Below are 14,423 nucleotides of genomic sequence, written 5' to 3' on the forward strand. Positions count from 1 at the left end.
GGGCACCGAACCGCCGGGTGCCCCCCACTTCCATGCCCAGGGAGCAAAGCCTTGTACAAGCTGCTGTTCGACCTCGTCTTCAAGAAGATGGACCCCGAGAAGGCCCACCACCTGGCCTTCTTCTGGATCCGGCTGGCCTCCTCGGTGCCCGGCCTGCGCACCCTGGTCCGGCTGGTGCTCGCCCCGCGCGACCGCGCGCTGCGCACCAGCGCGCTCGGCCTCGACCTGCCCGGCCCGTTCGGCCTGGCGGCCGGCTTCGACAAGAACGGCGTCGGCATCGACGGCCTGGCGATGATCGGTTTCGACTACGTCGAGATCGGCACCATCACCGGCGAGCCCCAGCCGGGCAACCCGGCCCCGCGCCTCTTCCGGCTGGTCGAGGACCGCGCCCTGGTCAACCGGATGGGCTTCAACAACCAGGGCTCGGCCCGGGTGGCCGCCCGTCTCGCCCAGCGCCCGCACACCAGCTCCACCCCGGTGGTCGGCGTCAACATCGGCAAGACCAAGGTGGTCGAGGAGGCCGACGCGATCGGCGACTACGTGAAGTCCACCGAGCGGCTGGCCAAGTACGCCGACTACCTGGTGGTCAACGTCAGCTCGCCGAACACCCCCGGCCTGCGCAACCTCCAGGCCGTCTCGCACCTGGGCCCGCTGCTGGGCGCCGTCCGCGAGGCCGCCGACCGCTCCACCGCGCACCACGTGCCGCTGCTGGTCAAGATCGCTCCCGACCTGGCCGACGAGGACGTCGACGCGGTCGCCGACCTCGCCCTGGAGCTGGGCCTGGACGGCATCATCGCCACCAACACCACGATCGGCCGCGAAGGCCTGCGCACCTCCGCCGCCCGGATCGAGGAGATCGGCATGGGCGGTCTCTCGGGCGCCCCGCTCAAGGCCCGCGCCCTGGAGGTGCTGCAGCGCCTGCGCGCCCGCACCGAGGGCCGGCTGGTGCTGGTCTCGGTCGGCGGCATCGAGACGGCCGAGGACGCCTGGCAGCGGATCATCCACGGCGCCGACCTGGTCCAGGGCTACAGCGCCTTCATCTACCAGGGCCCGTTCTGGTGCCGCCGCATCCACAAGGGCCTCTCCGCGAAGGTCCGGGCCGGCGGCTTCCGCGACCTGGCGGCCGCCGTCGGCAGCGCCAAGGCCTCCTCCTGAACCCCCGCCCGACCCCCGGAAAGGACGTCATGACCCTCGCCCCCTTCGGCGCCAGGCTGCGCCAGGCCCTCGACACCCGCGGCCAGCTCTGCGTCGGCATCGACCCGCACGCCTCCCTGCTCGCCGCCTGGGGTCTGGAGGACTCCGTCGCGGGCCTGGAGTCCTTCAGCCGCACCGTGGTCGAGGCGCTGGCCGACCGGGTGGCCGTGCTCAAGCCGCAGGCCGCCTTCTTCGAGCGCTTCGGCTCCAAGGGCGTCGCGGTGCTGGAGAGGTCCGTCGAGGAGGCCCGTGCGGCCGGCGCGCTGGTCCTGATGGACGCCAAGCGCGGCGACATCGGCTCCACCATGGCCGCCTACGCCGAGGCCTTCCTGGCCCAGGGCAGCCCGCTGTTCTCCGACGCCGTCACCGTGAGCCCCTACCTCGGCTTCGGCTCGCTGCGCCCGGCGCTCGACCTTGCCACGGCCAACGGCGCGGGGGTCTTCGCGCTTGCGCTCACCTCCAACCCGGAGGGCGCCGAGGTGCAGCGCGCCGTCGGTGCGGACGGCGAGCCGGTGGCGGCCTCGGTGCTGCGCCAGCTGGCGGCCGAGAACGCCGGCGCCGAGCCGCTCGGCTCGTTCGGCGCGGTGGTCGGCGCGACCCTGGCGGACGCCGGGGTGGACCTGGCCATCAACGGCCCGCTGCTGGCCCCCGGGATCGGCGCCCAGGGCGCCACGATGGCGGACCTGCCGCGGGTCTTCGGCGCCTCGGTGCGCAACGTGGTGCCGAGCGTCAGCCGGGACGTGCTCAAGCACGGCCCCTCGGTGCCGGCCCTGCGGGCGGCGGCCGACCGGTTCGTCCAGGAGTACGCGGACGCGGTGAAGTGAGCCGGTGACCCTCCGGAGTGGCGTGACGGGGCGGCGCAGGTCGGGAAGCCCGACGTGAGCGCCGTCACACCACCCCCGCGAAAGGCCCCGAAACGGGGTCGTTTTGCCCGGTAAAGTCCTGGTCGGCCTTGGCTGACCAGGACTTTTCGTGTTCTTTTCCTGACGTGGCGCCGCAATCCGGGTAGTGTCCGGCGATAGGTCATCGAAGAGCGGCGATTCCCGCTGCTCTCGCAGGTCAGAGCCGTCGGCATCCCCTGCGACCGGTGGCCGAGGAACCAAACCAGTCATAGCTCAATCCCTTCCTTCCACACCCTGAGGTGAACGGCGTGGCTCTTCCGCCCCTTACCCCTGAACAGCGCACCGCCGCGCTGGCCAAGGCCGCCGAGGCTCGCCGGGAGCGCGCCGAGGTCAAGAACCGGCTCAAGCACTCCGGCGCCTCCCTGCACGAGGTGATCAAGGCCGGCAAGGCCGACAACGACGTCATCGGCAAGATGAAGGTCTCGGCCCTGCTGGAGTCCCTGCCCGGCGTCGGCAAGGTCCGGGCCAAGCAGATCATGGAGCGCCTCGGCATCAGCGAGAGCCGCCGCGTCCGTGGTCTCGGCACGAACCAGATCGCCTCCCTGGAGCGGGAGTTCGGCGGCGGTGCCGCCTGACCGTGCCCCCGTGGTCCCGGGATCGTCCGCGATCCGGGATAATCGGTGCATGAGTGAGCGTCCGCGGCTGACCGTGCTCTCCGGCCCCTCGGGGGTCGGCAAGAGCACGGTCGTCGCTCATATGAGGAAGAAGCACCCCGAAGTCTGGCTCTCGGTGTCGGCGACGACCCGCCACCCGAGGCCCGGCGAGCAGAACGGGGTCCAGTACCACTTCGTCGACAACGACGAGTTCGACAAGCTGATCGCCAACGGCGAACTGCTGGAGTGGGCCGTATTCGCCGGCAACCGCTACGGAACCCCCCGCTCGGCCGTGCTGGAGAAGCTGGAGCGCGGCGAGCCGGTCCTGCTGGAGATCGACCTGCAGGGTGCCCGCCAGGTGCGCGAGTCGATGCCCGACGCCCAGCTGGTCTTCCTGGCCCCGCCGAGCTGGGACGAGCTGGTCCGCCGGCTGACCGGCCGCGGCACCGAGCCGCAGGACGTGATCGAGAAGCGGCTGGAGGCGGCCAAGGTCGAGCTGGCCGCCGAGCCGGAGTTCGACACGACCCTGGTCAACACCTCCGTCGAGCAGGTGGCGGCCGAACTGCTAGCCTTGCTCGGTGTAGGCTGACCTGTCTGTGTTTTCCACCCTTTCGGAAGGTTTTCGCGTGTCCTCTTCCATGACCGCGCCCGAGGGCATCATCAACCCGCCGATCGACGAGCTGCTGGAGGCCACCGACTCCAAGTACAGCCTCGTGATCTACGCCGCCAAGCGCGCGCGTCAGATCAACGCCTACTACTCGCAGCTCGGTGAGGGTCTGCTGGAGTACGTCGGCCCGCTGGTCGACACCCACGTGCACGAGAAGCCGCTGTCGATCGCGCTGCGCGAGATCAACGCGGGCATGCTGACCGCCGAGGCGATCGAGGCGGCCTGAGCCGGTGCCTTCTGCGAAGGGCCCGTCGGACGTGTTCCGACGGGCCCTTCGGCGTTCCCGGGCCCGTTCGCGCGGGGGCTCCGGCGGGTGTGCGGGGCACCACGGTGCGGGCGCTCGCCGGGGGGCCGTAGGGTGAGCACGTCCCGAGCGAGGAGAGATGGGGAGCATGAGCGCGAGCACGGACTCGAGCCCTGACCGGGCGGACGCCCCGCGCGTCGTCCTCGGCGTCAGCGGCGGCATCGCCGCGTACAAGGCGTGCGAGGTGCTGCGGCGCTTCACCGAGTCCGGCCACCAGGTCACCGTGGTGCCCACCGATGCCGCGCTGCACTTCGTCGGCGAGGCCACCTGGGCCGCGCTGTCCGGCCGCCCGGCCGCCACCGAGACCTGGGACCGGGTGCACGAGGTGCCGCACGTGCGGATCGGGCAGAACGCCGACCTGGTCGTGGTCGCCCCCGCCACCGCCGACCTGATGGCCAAGGCCGCCCACGGGCTCGCCGACGACCTGCTCACCAACACCCTGCTCACCGCGCGCTGCCCGGTCGTCCTCGCGCCCGCGATGCACACCGAGATGTGGGAGCACCCGGCCACCCGGGAGAACGTCGCCACCCTGCGCCGCCGGGGCGTGATCGTGCTGGAGCCCGCCGTCGGCCGGCTGACCGGCAAGGACACCGGCAAGGGACGGCTGCCCGAGCCGTCCGCGATCTTCGACGCCTGCCGGGCGGTGCTGCGCCGCGGCGGGCCGGTGCCCACCGACCTGGCCGGCCGGAACGTCGTCGTCTCGGCGGGCGGCACCCGGGAGCCGCTGGACCCGGTGCGCTTCCTCGGCAACCGCTCCTCCGGAAAGCAGGGCTACGCGCTCGCCACGACCGCCGCCGCGCGCGGCGCCCGCGTGACGTTGATCTCGGCCAACGCCGAGCTGCCCGACCCGGCCGGGGTCGACGTGGTGCACGTCTCGACCGCGCTGGAGCTGCGCGAGGCGGCGCTGGAGGCCGCCGCGGGCGCGGACGCCGTGGTCATGGCCGCGGCGGTCGCCGACTTCCGGCCTGCCGAGTACGCCACCGGCAAGATCAAGAAGGTCGAGGGGGTCGAGCCGGCGCCGGTCGCGCTGGTGCGCAACCCCGACGTCCTGGCCGAGATCTCCGCCCACCGCCCCCGTTCGGCCCAACTCGTCGTCGGTTTCGCGGCGGAGACCGACGACGTGCTCGCCAACGGCCGCGCCAAGCTCGCCCGCAAGGGCTGCGACCTGCTGGTCGTCAACGAGGTCGGCAACGGCAAGGCGTTCGGCCGGGACGTCAACGAGGCCGTCGTGCTGGGTGCGGACGGCAGTGAGACGCCCGTTCCGGTGGGGCCCAAGGAGGCCCTCGCGGACGTCGTCTGGGACCTGGTCGCCGAACGGCTGAATCCGGTCGCGGACTGATCTCGTAGGGTGGATGTTCGGTCTCCAATTCCGGAATCGCGTGCCGATTGTCGGTAGCTGACCGTTACACTCCAGGAATCAAGTCTTTCCGGATGTCCCCGGTTCGCCGGGGGCCTTCAGTCAGCAGCCGCTGCAACCCCAGGGAGCGCTGTGTCTCGCCGCCTGTTCACCTCGGAGTCCGTGACCGAGGGACACCCCGACAAGATCGCTGACCAGATCAGCGACACCATCCTTGACGCGCTTCTGCGTGAGGACCCGACCTCCCGGGTCGCCGTGGAGACGCTCATCACCACCGGCCAGGTGCACGTGGCCGGCGAGGTGACCACCAAGGCGTACGCGCCGATCGCCCAGCTCGTCCGGGACAAGATCCTGGAGATCGGCTACGACAGCTCCAAGAAGGGCTTCGACGGCGCCTCCTGCGGCGTTTCGGTGTCCATCGGCGCGCAGTCGCCCGACATCGCCCAGGGCGTCGACACCGCGTACGAGGCGCGCGTCGAGGGCGACGAGGACCACCTGGATAAGCAGGGCGCCGGCGACCAGGGCCTGATGTTCGGCTACGCCTCGGACGAGACCCCCGAGCTAATGCCGCTGCCGATCACCCTGGCGCACCGGCTCTCGCACCGCCTCTCCGAGGTCCGCAAGAACGGGACCATCCCGTACCTGCGCCCCGACGGCAAGACCCAGGTCACCATCGAGTACGACGGCGACAAGGCCGTCCGTCTCGACACCGTGGTCGTGTCCTCGCAGCACGCCAGTGACATCGACCTGGACTCGCTGCTCACCCCGGACATCCGCGAGTTCGTCGTGGAGCCGGAGCTGAAGGCGCTCGCCGACCAGGGCATCAAGCTGGTGACCGAGGGCTACCGCCTGCTGGTCAACCCGACCGGCCGCTTCGAGATCGGCGGCCCGATGGGCGACGCCGGCCTCACCGGCCGCAAGATCATCATCGACACCTACGGCGGCATGGCCCGCCACGGCGGCGGCGCCTTCTCCGGCAAGGACCCGTCCAAGGTGGACCGCTCGGCCGCGTACGCGATGCGCTGGGTGGCGAAGAACATCGTCGCCGCCGGCCTCGCCCGCCGCGCCGAGGTCCAGGTCGCGTACGCGATCGGCAAGGCCGAGCCGGTCGGCCTCTTCGTGGAGACCTTCGGCACCGAGACCGTGCCGGTCCTCGCGATCCAGAAGGCCGTCTCCGAGGTGTTCGACCTCCGCCCGGCCGCGATCATCCGCGACCTCGACCTGCTGCGGCCGATCTACGCCCAGACCGCCGCGTACGGCCACTTCGGTCGTGAGCTGCCGGACTTCACCTGGGAGCGGACCGACCGCGTCGAGCAGCTGAAGAAGGCTGCGCAGGACTGATCACCCGGTCCGCCCGTCCGCAGGCGGCGGCCACCGCACCCGGTGGCCGCCGCCTGCGGCGTCTGCGCACGGTGTCGGTCCGACCTGGTAGTACTTGGGAACGATGAGCAGCACAGGGGAGAACGGGGCGGCCGAGCCGGAGCAGCTCGCGTTCATCCGGGAGACGGTCAAGCGCGCCAAGCCGCGGACGTGGCGCGGGGCCAAGCGGGCCGAGTACCTGCCGGTCGCCCGGGTCGTGGTCGACAAGGGCGTGCTGACCATCGACAAGTTCTTCGACTACGAGGTGCCCGCCGCGATGGCGGAGGAGGCGCAGCCCGGCGCCCGGGTCCGGGTCCGATTCGGCGCCCGCGTGGTGAAGGGCCAGCGCGAGGGCGGTGAGCTGCACGACGGCTTCATCGTCGCGAGGCTGGAGAAGAGCGACTTCCCCGGCCCGCTGGCGCCGCTGGCCCAGGTGCTCTCGCCCGAGCCGGTGCTCACCCCGCCGCTGCTGCGGCTCTGCCGCACCGTCGCCGACCGGTACGCCGGCACCCTCGCGGACGTGCTGCAGCTCGCCGTCCCGCCCCGGCACGCCAAGGCCGAGGCCGAGCCCTCTCCGCCGCCCCGGCCCCGGCCGCCGGAGCCGGCGCCCGGCGGCTGGTCGCGCTACCCGGCCGGCCCGGACTTCCTCGCCTCGCTCGCCGGCGGCGGCTCTCCGCGTGCGGTCTGGACGGCGCTGCCCGGGCCCGGCTGGCCGTACGAGATCGCACGTGCCGTCGCGGCCGCCCTGGCGGGCGGGCGCGGCGCGCTGGTGGTCCTGCCGGACGGCCGGTCGGTGGCCCGGGTCGACCGGGCGCTGACCGAGCTGCTGGGGGAGGGCATGCACGCCACCCTGGCGGCGGACCTCGGACCGCGGGAGCGCTACCGGCGCTGGCTGGCGGTCAGTCGAGGCTCGGTGCACGCCGCCGTCGGCACCCGGGCGGCGATGTTCGCGCCGGTGCGCGACCTCGGCCTGGTGGTGGTCTGGTCCGACGGCGACGGCAGCCACAGCGATCCGCGCGCCCCGCACCCGCACGTGCGCGAGGTGGCGCTGCTGCGTGCCGCCGAGGAGGGCGCCGGCGTCCTGCTGGGCGGGCACGCGGTGACGGTCGAGGGCGCGCAGCTGATCCGCACCGGGTGGGCGCGGCCGCTGGCCGCCGACCGGGAGACCGTGCGGCAGGTGGCGCCGCGGGTTCGCACCGTGACCGACCAGGACCAGCACCGGGACGCCGCGGCGCAGGCCGCCCGGCTGCCCTCGGTGGCCTGGGAGGCGGCTCGGGAGGCCCTGGCGGGCGGCGGCCCGGTGCTGATCCAGGTGCCGCGGCGCGGCTACGTGCCCAGGCTGGCCTGCGGGCGCTGCCGTACGCCGGCCCGCTGCCGGCGGTGCGAGGGCCCGCTGGAGGCGGCCGCCGCGGACGCGCCGCTGCACTGCGGGTGGTGCGGCGCGGCGGAGCCGGACTGGCACTGCCCGGAGTGCGGCTCGTTCCGGCTGCGGGCCCAGGTGATCGGCGCCCGGCGGACGGCGGAGGAGCTGGGCAAGGCGTTCCCGCGCGTGCCGGTCCGTACCTCGGGGCGGGACGCGGTGCTGGCGACCGTACCCGCGGAACCGGCGCTGGTGATCTCCACGCCGGGCGCGGAGCCGGTCGTCGAGGGCGGCGGCGGGTACGCGGCCGCCCTGCTGCTGGACGGCTGGGCGCTGCTGAGCCGCCCCGACCTGCGGGCCGGGGAGGAGACGCTGCGGCTGTGGCTGGCCGCCGCCGCGCTGGTGAAGCCGGCGACCGAGGGCGGCACCGTGGTGGTGGTCGCCGAGCCCACCGCGCGCCCGGTGCAGGCGCTGGTGCGGTGGGACCCGCTCGGCCACGCCGGGCTGGAGCTGGACGAACGGGCGCAGCTGCACTTCCCGCCGGTGTCGCGGATGGCCTCGGTCACCGGCAGTCCGGCGGCGGTGGCGGACCTGCTCGGGCTGATCCGGCTGCCCTCGGACGCGGACGTGCTGGGGCCGGTGCCGGCTCCGGCGCTGCGCGGGGAGGAGCAGGAGCGGGCGCTGCTGCGGGTGCCGCCCGGGCAGGGCGCCGCGCTGGCAGCGGCGCTCAAGGCGGCGCAGATCGCGCGGATCGCACTGCGGACGCCCGAGACCGTCCGGGTGCGGATCGACCCCACGGACATCGGGTGAGCCGACTGCGGACCTCGGGGCGGATCGGTGCGGCGGGCCGGAGCGAGGAGGGCGGACGGCGGGTGAGGAGCGGTCGGCTGCCCCGCTCCTCACCCGCCGTCCGCCGCAGCTGGGAGCCCGCCCTCACCCGCGCAGCGGGACGCTGGGGCGGTCGTGGGGAGCGCGGTCGTGGGGGGCGCGCTCCAAGGCGGCACGGTTCAGGCCGCCCTGCCGGGCCGCCGGGACGGTCGCGGCCAGCCCGGTCGGGGCGGGCGGTGCGGCTTCCAGCTCCTCGGAGCGGTCCGGCCGGCTCGGCCCCGGAACCCCCGGGACGGCCGTGCCGGCCGAGGCCGGAACCCCGCCCGCCGCCAGCAGCTCGCTGGTCGGCCGGCGCATCCCGTACCGGCGGTGCACCGCCTGCTTGGTGACGCCGAGCGCCGAGCCCACCGAGTCCCAGGAGAAGCCCAGCGCCCGGTCGAACTCGACCGCCGCCGCCACCAGCGTCTCCACGCTCTCGCGCAGCTCCTGCGCCAGGCGCACGGTCGGCGCCGGCGCCCGTCCGTACACCACGAACCCGGCCGAGGTACTCGGCCGGCGCGGTCGGTAGACGTTGCCCAGTTGGGCGGTGAGCGTCCGCAGCGCGTCGACCTGCCGCCTCACCCGCTCGATGTCCCGCACCAGCAGGTGCAGGCTCGCCCGCGCCCGGGCGTCGTGATTGATCTGCTCGGCCATGGCCTACGTGCCACCTTCCGTACGGTCAGCTCGGCCGGAACGCGGTGTCCCGCGCGCCCCGGCCCCGGTCAATCCCACTTGACCAACGCCGGACCGGGGGCCGGGGTCACGCAGCCGGGGCGGTCGGGATTCGCCAACTGCCCGGGCACGGCCGCAGCGGGCCGGGCACGATTGCATAGACTTGCCGGTGGCCGACCCGACGACCGGCGCAGCCACCCGGCCGACCGACCCCCCCCGACGACCCCGACGGACAGGAGCCCGACCCCCGTGGCGATCCAGCCGATCCGCATCTTCGGAGACCCGGTCCTGCGGGCCACCGCCCGACCGGTGACCACGTTCGACAAGGAGCTGCGCAACCTCGTCCGGGACCTCACCGACACCATGCTCGACGCCCCTGGTGCCGGCCTGGCTGCGCCCCAACTCGGCGTCTCCCTCAGGGTGTTCACCTACCACGTGGACGGCGTCACCGGGCACCTGATCAACCCCGACCTGTCGCTCACCGAGGAGGAGCAGGACGGCCCCGAGGGCTGCCTCTCACTGCCCGGGCTGCGCTACGACACCAAGCGGGCCCACGGCGTGGTCGCCAAGGGCTTCAACGTGTACGGCGACCCGGTCACCGTCGAGGGCACCCGACTGCTGGCCCGCTGCATCCAGCACGAGACCGACCACCTCGACGGCATCATCTTCATCGACCGCCTCGACCGCGAGCAGCGCAAGGCCGCACTGAGGGCGATCCGGGAGACCGACTGGGGCGGCGGGCCCGCGCCCGTGGTCAAGGTGTCGCCGCACAGCACCTTCGGCTCCGCCCGCTGATTCCACGCCAGTTCGCTGGCTGTTCTCCGAAGTCCCGTAACCTGAAAGGTACTTGATGCGCCTCGTGTTCGCCGGCACCCCCGAGGTCGCCGTTCCCGCCCTGGACGCCCTGCTCGCCTCCGACCGGCACGAGGTCGTCGCGGTGGTCACCCGCCCCGACGCCCCCGCCGGCCGCGGCCGCAAGCTGGTCGCCAGCCCCGTCGCCCAGCGCGCCGAGGAGGCCGGGATCGAGGTCCTCAAGCCGGCGAAGCCCAGCGACCCGGACTTCGTCGCCCGCCTCACCGAACTCGCCCCCGACTGCTGCCCCGTGGTCGCCTACGGCGCGCTGCTGCGCCCCGGCACCCTGGAGATCCCCAAGCACGGCTGGGTCAACCTGCACTTCTCGCTGCTCCCCGCCTGGCGCGGCGCCGCCCCGGTGCAGCACGCGGTGCTGGCCGGCGACGAGGTCACCGGGGCGTCCACCTTCCTGATCGAGCAGGGGCTGGACTCCGGCCCGGTCTACGGCGTCATCACCGAGGAGGTCCGCCCCGCTGACACCAGCGGCGAGCTCCTGGACCGTCTCGCGCACTCCGGCGCCCGCCTGCTCGCCGCCACCATGGACGGCATCGCCGACGGCTCCCTTCACGCCGTGCCGCAGCCCGCCGAGGGCGTCACCCTCGCGCCGAAGATCGCCGTCGAGGACGCCCGGATCGACTGGACCCACCCGGCCCTGCGGGTCGACCGCGTGGTGCGCGGCTGCGCCCCGGCGCCCGGCGCGTGGACGGTGTTCCGCGGTGAGCGGCTGAAGGTCACCGGCCCGGTGAAGCTGCTGCCGGACGCGGCCGAGCTCGCCCCCGGGGAGCTGGCCGTCGGCAAGAACAGCGTCCGCGTCGGCACCGGCAGCCACGAGGTCGAGCTGGGTGAGGTGCGACCGCAGGGCAAGAAGGCGATGCGTGCCGCGGACTGGGCGCGCGGGGCGCGGATCGAGTCCGGCGAGCTGTTCGGCGAGGGCTGACCGGCCACGGGCAGTCGGCCCGGCCGGGCCGGCTGCGGCATCCCCGGGCCGACCCGGGCCCGGGACGCCAGGGGCGACCGGCCGGGGGCCGGGTTTCGCGTTACTGTTCCCTTGATAACCACCGCAGCACTTTGAGGCACACAGGTATGAGCACGTCCGGCAGCACCACCGGCGCCAAGCGCGCACCCCGGCCGCACCGCCGTCCGAAGAAGGACCCGGCCCGGATCGTCGCGTTCCGCGCCCTGCGCGCCGTCGACGAGCGCGACGCCTACGCCAACCTCATCCTCCCCTCGCTGCTGCGTGAGGCCGAGCAGAAGGGCATGGACCGGCGCGACGCGGCCCTCGCCACCGAGCTGGTCTACGGCACCCTGCGCCTCCAGGGCACCTACGACGCGATCATCGCGGCCTGCATCGACCGCCCGCTCGGCAAGGTCGACCCGCCGGTGCTCGACGTGCTCTCGCTCGGCGCCCACCAGCTGCTCACCACCCGCATCCCCAGCCACGCCGCCGTCTCGGCCACCGTCGAGCTGGCCCGGGTGGTGCTCGGCGACGGCAAGGCCAAGTTCGTCAACGCCGTGCTGCGCCGGATCAGCGCCCACGACCTGGACGAGTGGATCGAGCGGGTCGCCCCGCCGTACGACCGGGATGCCGAGGACCACCTCGCCGTCGTCCACTCCCACCCCCGCTGGGTCGTCTCCGCGCTCTGGGACTCGCTCGGCCGCTGGCAGCCCGACGCCTCCGGCCGCACCGCGATGGAGGAGCTGCTGCGCGCCGACAACGAGCGGCCCGAGGTCACCCTCGTCGCCCGCCCCGGCCGGGCCACCGTCGGCGAGCTGGCCGACGCGCTGCCCGAGGCCGAGCCCGGCCGCTGGTCCCCGTACGCGCTCCGGCTCGCCGAGGGCGGCGACCCGGCCGGGGTGGAGGCGGTGCGGGAGAACCGGGCCGGCGTCCAGGACGAGGGCAGCCAGCTGGTCGCGCTCGCCCTCGCCGCGGCGCCGCTGGACGGGCCGGACCGGCTCTGGCTGGACGGCTGCGCCGGACCGGGCGGCAAGGCCGCCCTGCTCGGCGCCCTGGCCGCCGAGCGCGGCGCCGCACTGGTCGCCAGTGAGAGGCAGCCGCACCGGGCCCGGCTCGTCGCCCGCGCACTGCAGGGCAACCCCGGCCCCTACACCGTGATCGCCGCCGACGGCACCCGACCGGCATGGCGCTCCGGCGGCTTCGACCGGGTGCTGGTGGACGTCCCCTGCTCCGGCCTCGGCGCGCTGCGCCGCCGCCCGGAGGCGCGGTGGCGGCGCCGGCCGGCGGACATCGCGGCGTTCGGCCCGCTTCAGCGGGACCTGCTGCGCTCGGCCGTCGAGGCCACCCGGGTCGGCGGCGTCGTCGGCTACGCGACCTGCTCGCCGCACCTGGCCGAGACGCGCGCCGTCGTGGACGACGTCCTGCGCGCCGAGGGCGGCCGGGTCGAGTGGATCGACGCCCGCCCGCTGCTGCCGGGCGTCCCGGCCCTCGGCGACGGTCCGGACGTGCAGCTCTGGCCGCACCTGCACGGCACGGACGCGATGTACCTGGCCCTGCTTCGCCGGACGGCGTAGCGGCGGTCCGCGGGGTCTGTGCCGTGGGCGGTGCCGGGACCGGTGGTCAGCCGGTGCCGGCGGCGGCTGCGCGCCGCCGGCGCTTGCCGAGGGCGGCCTGGGAGAGGTCCTCGGCCTGGGACCGGAGGTTGCGGTAGCCGTAACCGCGCTCGGTCAGCCACGCGGAGGCGGCCGTCTCGGCGCGTTCGGTCGCCTCCAGGAGGTCCTCCTCCGCCTCGCCCGAGTCGAGGTAGCGGAAGGTGAAGGCGGCGCGCGCGGCGAGGTCGTAGCTGAGGTGGCCCTCGGGGGTGAACGCGGCGCTCAGGATGTCGTGTTCGCCGGCGCGGGCGAGGAGCTCGGCGCGCTGCTCGTCGGTGAGGCCGTCGAAGACGCCGCGGACCATGATGCGGAAGGTACGGGTGGACATCCTTCGACCCTAGCCGGGGGTTCGGGGCGGTTCCACCGGGTTTCGTGGGGCCGGCGCGGCCCCACGGGCCCCCGCCGCCGGTGTGGTTCGGTGGGGGCCCGGCCGTGTCCGGCCGTGCTCAGGCGTCGGTGGGGACGGCATCGGCCGCGGGGGCCGGGGCCGTGGGCCCGTCCGTCAGGGACGGCCAGCGGATCCGCGTCGCGCAGAGTGAGACGATCGCCGCCGAGGCCGCCACCGCACCCATGCCCCAGGTCAGGCCGCTGCCGTTGGCGATGAACCCGATCACCGCCGGGCCGGCCAGCAGACCCGTGGTGCCCGTCGCCGCGACCAGCGAGAGCGCCTCGGCCCCCTGCCGGGCCGCCGCCACGTAGACGCACGGGGTCACGGCCGCCACGCCCACGCCGACGCAGGCGAACCCGAGCAGCGTCGGCACCAGGCCGCCGGCCAGCAGGGCCAGCGCCAGCCCAGCCCCGGCCAGCAGGCTTCCGGCCCGGACGATCCGGCCGTCGCCGAAGCGGGTGCGCCAGCCGTCGGCGAAGAGCCGGGCCAGCACCATCATGACCGAGACGACCGCGATGCCCAGTGGTGCGAGCGAAGGCGCCGCGTGGACGACGTCCTTGAGGTAGAGCGCCGACCAGTCGTTCATCGCACCCTCGGTCACGGTGCCGAACACCATGGCGAGGCCCATCCAGACGGTCACCCGGGACGGCAGGGTGAGGCCTCGCCGCTTCTGCCCGGCGGGGCCGTCCGCGGGGGCGTCCGCCGGAGTGTCCGCGGCCGCCGGCTGCCGGTCGTCCGTCAGCAGCCCCGGCCGGGCGAGGCCGAGGACCAGCAGGAGCAGCGCGGCCGCCGCCCCGAAGTGGACCGGCAGGGACGTGGTGAACGCGTTGACGACCGAGGCGAGCAGCGCGGCCAGCAGCGAGCCGCCGCTGAACGTGGCGTGGAGTCTGGACATCGCGGTCCGCCCGTGGGCGACCTCCAGCGCGGCGCCCTGCGCGTTCATCGCGACGTTGAGGCAACCGACCGCGACGCCGTCGCAGAAGACCACCAGCAGGGTGACGGGGTAGGAGGGCGCCACCGAGAGCGCCACCAGCACTGCGGCCAGGGCGAGCGCGGAGAGCACCGACAGCAGCCGCGAGCCCAGCCGTTTCATCAGTACGGCGACCAACGGGAAGGAGACCGCGGCCCCGATCCCGCAGACCATCAGCAGCACGCCGATCTCGGCCTCGCCCAGGTCGAGCCTCGTCCGCAGCGCGGGCAGGCGCGAGACCCAGGTCGCGTACTGGAAGCCCAGGAAGAGGAAGAGTGCCGCGATGGCCAGGTGGGCCCGGCGGTAGTCGTCGCGAACGCGGAACATCTGC

General features: G+C 74.2%; 14 protein-coding genes. 11 read left to right on the top strand and 3 right to left on the bottom strand.

What is annotated here, in order from left to right; all coding sequences use genetic code 11:
* Nucleotides 1–51: 51 nt before the first annotated feature.
* From ACF9IK_RS28750 to ACF9IK_RS28785, 8 genes are all read left to right on the top strand, one after another.
* A complete protein-coding gene (locus ACF9IK_RS28750) occupies nucleotides 52–1,155 on the top strand; it encodes a quinone-dependent dihydroorotate dehydrogenase (protein WP_395296984.1) in 1,104 nt (367 codons plus the stop codon).
* A gap of 29 nt (nucleotides 1,156–1,184) precedes the next feature.
* Nucleotides 1,185–2,018, top strand: a complete 834-nt coding sequence (gene pyrF / locus ACF9IK_RS28755; protein ID WP_395296985.1) for an orotidine-5'-phosphate decarboxylase — start codon at nucleotides 1,185–1,187, stop codon at nucleotides 2,016–2,018.
* A gap of 326 nt (nucleotides 2,019–2,344) precedes the next feature.
* Nucleotides 2,345–2,671: an integration host factor, actinobacterial type gene (gene mihF / locus ACF9IK_RS28760; protein WP_030056187.1), complete on the top strand. Its 327-nt coding sequence runs from the start codon at nucleotides 2,345–2,347 to the stop codon at nucleotides 2,669–2,671.
* 49 nt (nucleotides 2,672–2,720) lie between these two features.
* Entirely contained in the window at nucleotides 2,721–3,278 is a 558-nt protein-coding gene (gmk, locus tag ACF9IK_RS28765) for a guanylate kinase (RefSeq protein WP_313762886.1), read from the top strand.
* A 37-nt stretch (nucleotides 3,279–3,315) separates the two neighbouring features.
* Entirely contained in the window at nucleotides 3,316–3,582 is a 267-nt protein-coding gene (gene rpoZ, locus ACF9IK_RS28770; RefSeq protein ID WP_030240625.1) for a DNA-directed RNA polymerase subunit omega, read from the top strand.
* Nucleotides 3,583–3,748: 166 nt separating this feature from the next.
* Nucleotides 3,749–4,999, top strand: a complete 1,251-nt coding sequence (gene coaBC, locus ACF9IK_RS28775) for a bifunctional phosphopantothenoylcysteine decarboxylase/phosphopantothenate--cysteine ligase CoaBC (protein WP_395296986.1) — start codon at nucleotides 3,749–3,751, stop codon at nucleotides 4,997–4,999.
* 150 nt (nucleotides 5,000–5,149) lie between these two features.
* Nucleotides 5,150–6,358: a methionine adenosyltransferase gene (gene metK, locus ACF9IK_RS28780; protein WP_395296987.1), complete on the top strand. Its 1,209-nt coding sequence runs from the start codon at nucleotides 5,150–5,152 to the stop codon at nucleotides 6,356–6,358.
* A gap of 103 nt (nucleotides 6,359–6,461) precedes the next feature.
* Nucleotides 6,462–8,546, top strand: a complete 2,085-nt coding sequence (locus ACF9IK_RS28785) for a primosomal protein N' (protein WP_395296988.1) — start codon at nucleotides 6,462–6,464, stop codon at nucleotides 8,544–8,546.
* A 123-nt stretch (nucleotides 8,547–8,669) separates the two neighbouring features.
* Here the strand turns inward: ACF9IK_RS28785 and ACF9IK_RS28790 are convergent, their stop codons facing one another.
* A complete protein-coding gene (locus ACF9IK_RS28790) occupies nucleotides 8,670–9,257 on the bottom strand; it encodes a hypothetical protein (protein WP_395296989.1) in 588 nt (195 codons plus the stop codon).
* A 267-nt stretch (nucleotides 9,258–9,524) separates the two neighbouring features.
* On the opposite strand from ACF9IK_RS28790, the gene def reads away from it, so the two are divergent.
* From def to ACF9IK_RS28805, 3 genes are all read left to right on the top strand, one after another.
* Nucleotides 9,525–10,070, top strand: a complete 546-nt coding sequence (gene def / locus ACF9IK_RS28795) for a peptide deformylase (RefSeq protein ID WP_395296990.1) — start codon at nucleotides 9,525–9,527, stop codon at nucleotides 10,068–10,070.
* A 55-nt stretch (nucleotides 10,071–10,125) separates the two neighbouring features.
* Nucleotides 10,126–11,064 (top strand): methionyl-tRNA formyltransferase, encoded by a 939-nt coding sequence (gene fmt, locus ACF9IK_RS28800; protein ID WP_395296991.1) that lies wholly within the window; start codon nucleotides 10,126–10,128, stop codon nucleotides 11,062–11,064.
* Between the two features lie 146 nt (nucleotides 11,065–11,210).
* Nucleotides 11,211–12,656, top strand: coding sequence for an RsmB/NOP family class I SAM-dependent RNA methyltransferase (locus tag ACF9IK_RS28805; protein WP_395296992.1), 1,446 nt, complete (start codon nucleotides 11,211–11,213; stop codon nucleotides 12,654–12,656).
* A 46-nt stretch (nucleotides 12,657–12,702) separates the two neighbouring features.
* On the opposite strand, the gene ACF9IK_RS28810 is transcribed toward ACF9IK_RS28805, so the two are convergent.
* Together ACF9IK_RS28810 and ACF9IK_RS28815 are read right to left on the bottom strand one after the other, a co-directional pair.
* A complete protein-coding gene (locus tag ACF9IK_RS28810) occupies nucleotides 12,703–13,062 on the bottom strand; it encodes a DUF6204 family protein (RefSeq protein WP_395296993.1) in 360 nt (119 codons plus the stop codon).
* A 118-nt stretch (nucleotides 13,063–13,180) separates the two neighbouring features.
* Complete coding sequence (locus tag ACF9IK_RS28815; protein ID WP_395298711.1) at nucleotides 13,181–14,419, bottom strand: MFS transporter; 1,239 nt, start codon at nucleotides 14,417–14,419, stop codon at nucleotides 13,181–13,183.
* Between the last annotated feature and the right edge of the window lie 4 nt (nucleotides 14,420–14,423).

The sequence above is a fragment of the Kitasatospora hibisci genome (assembly GCF_043950205.1).
GTDB lineage: Bacteria > Actinomycetota > Actinomycetes > Streptomycetales > Streptomycetaceae > Kitasatospora > Kitasatospora hibisci.

Coding starts and splice junctions, on each gene's coding strand:
- ACF9IK_RS28785 (WP_395296988.1), top strand. CDS start 6,462: ATGAGCAGCACAGGGGAGAACGGGGCGGCCGAGCCGGAGCAGCTCGCG.
- ACF9IK_RS28805 (WP_395296992.1), top strand. CDS start 11,211: ATGAGCACGTCCGGCAGCACCACCGGCGCCAAGCGCGCACCCCGGCCG.
- pyrF (WP_395296985.1), top strand. CDS start 1,185: ATGACCCTCGCCCCCTTCGGCGCCAGGCTGCGCCAGGCCCTCGACACC.
- coaBC (WP_395296986.1), top strand. CDS start 3,749: ATGAGCGCGAGCACGGACTCGAGCCCTGACCGGGCGGACGCCCCGCGC.
- gmk (WP_313762886.1), top strand. CDS start 2,721: ATGAGTGAGCGTCCGCGGCTGACCGTGCTCTCCGGCCCCTCGGGGGTC.
- fmt (WP_395296991.1), top strand. CDS start 10,126: ATGCGCCTCGTGTTCGCCGGCACCCCCGAGGTCGCCGTTCCCGCCCTG.
- ACF9IK_RS28790 (WP_395296989.1), bottom strand. CDS start 9,257: ATGGCCGAGCAGATCAATCACGACGCCCGGGCGCGGGCGAGCCTGCAC.
- ACF9IK_RS28810 (WP_395296993.1), bottom strand. CDS start 13,062: ATGTCCACCCGTACCTTCCGCATCATGGTCCGCGGCGTCTTCGACGGC.
- ACF9IK_RS28815 (WP_395298711.1), bottom strand. CDS start 14,419: ATGTTCCGCGTTCGCGACGACTACCGCCGGGCCCACCTGGCCATCGCG.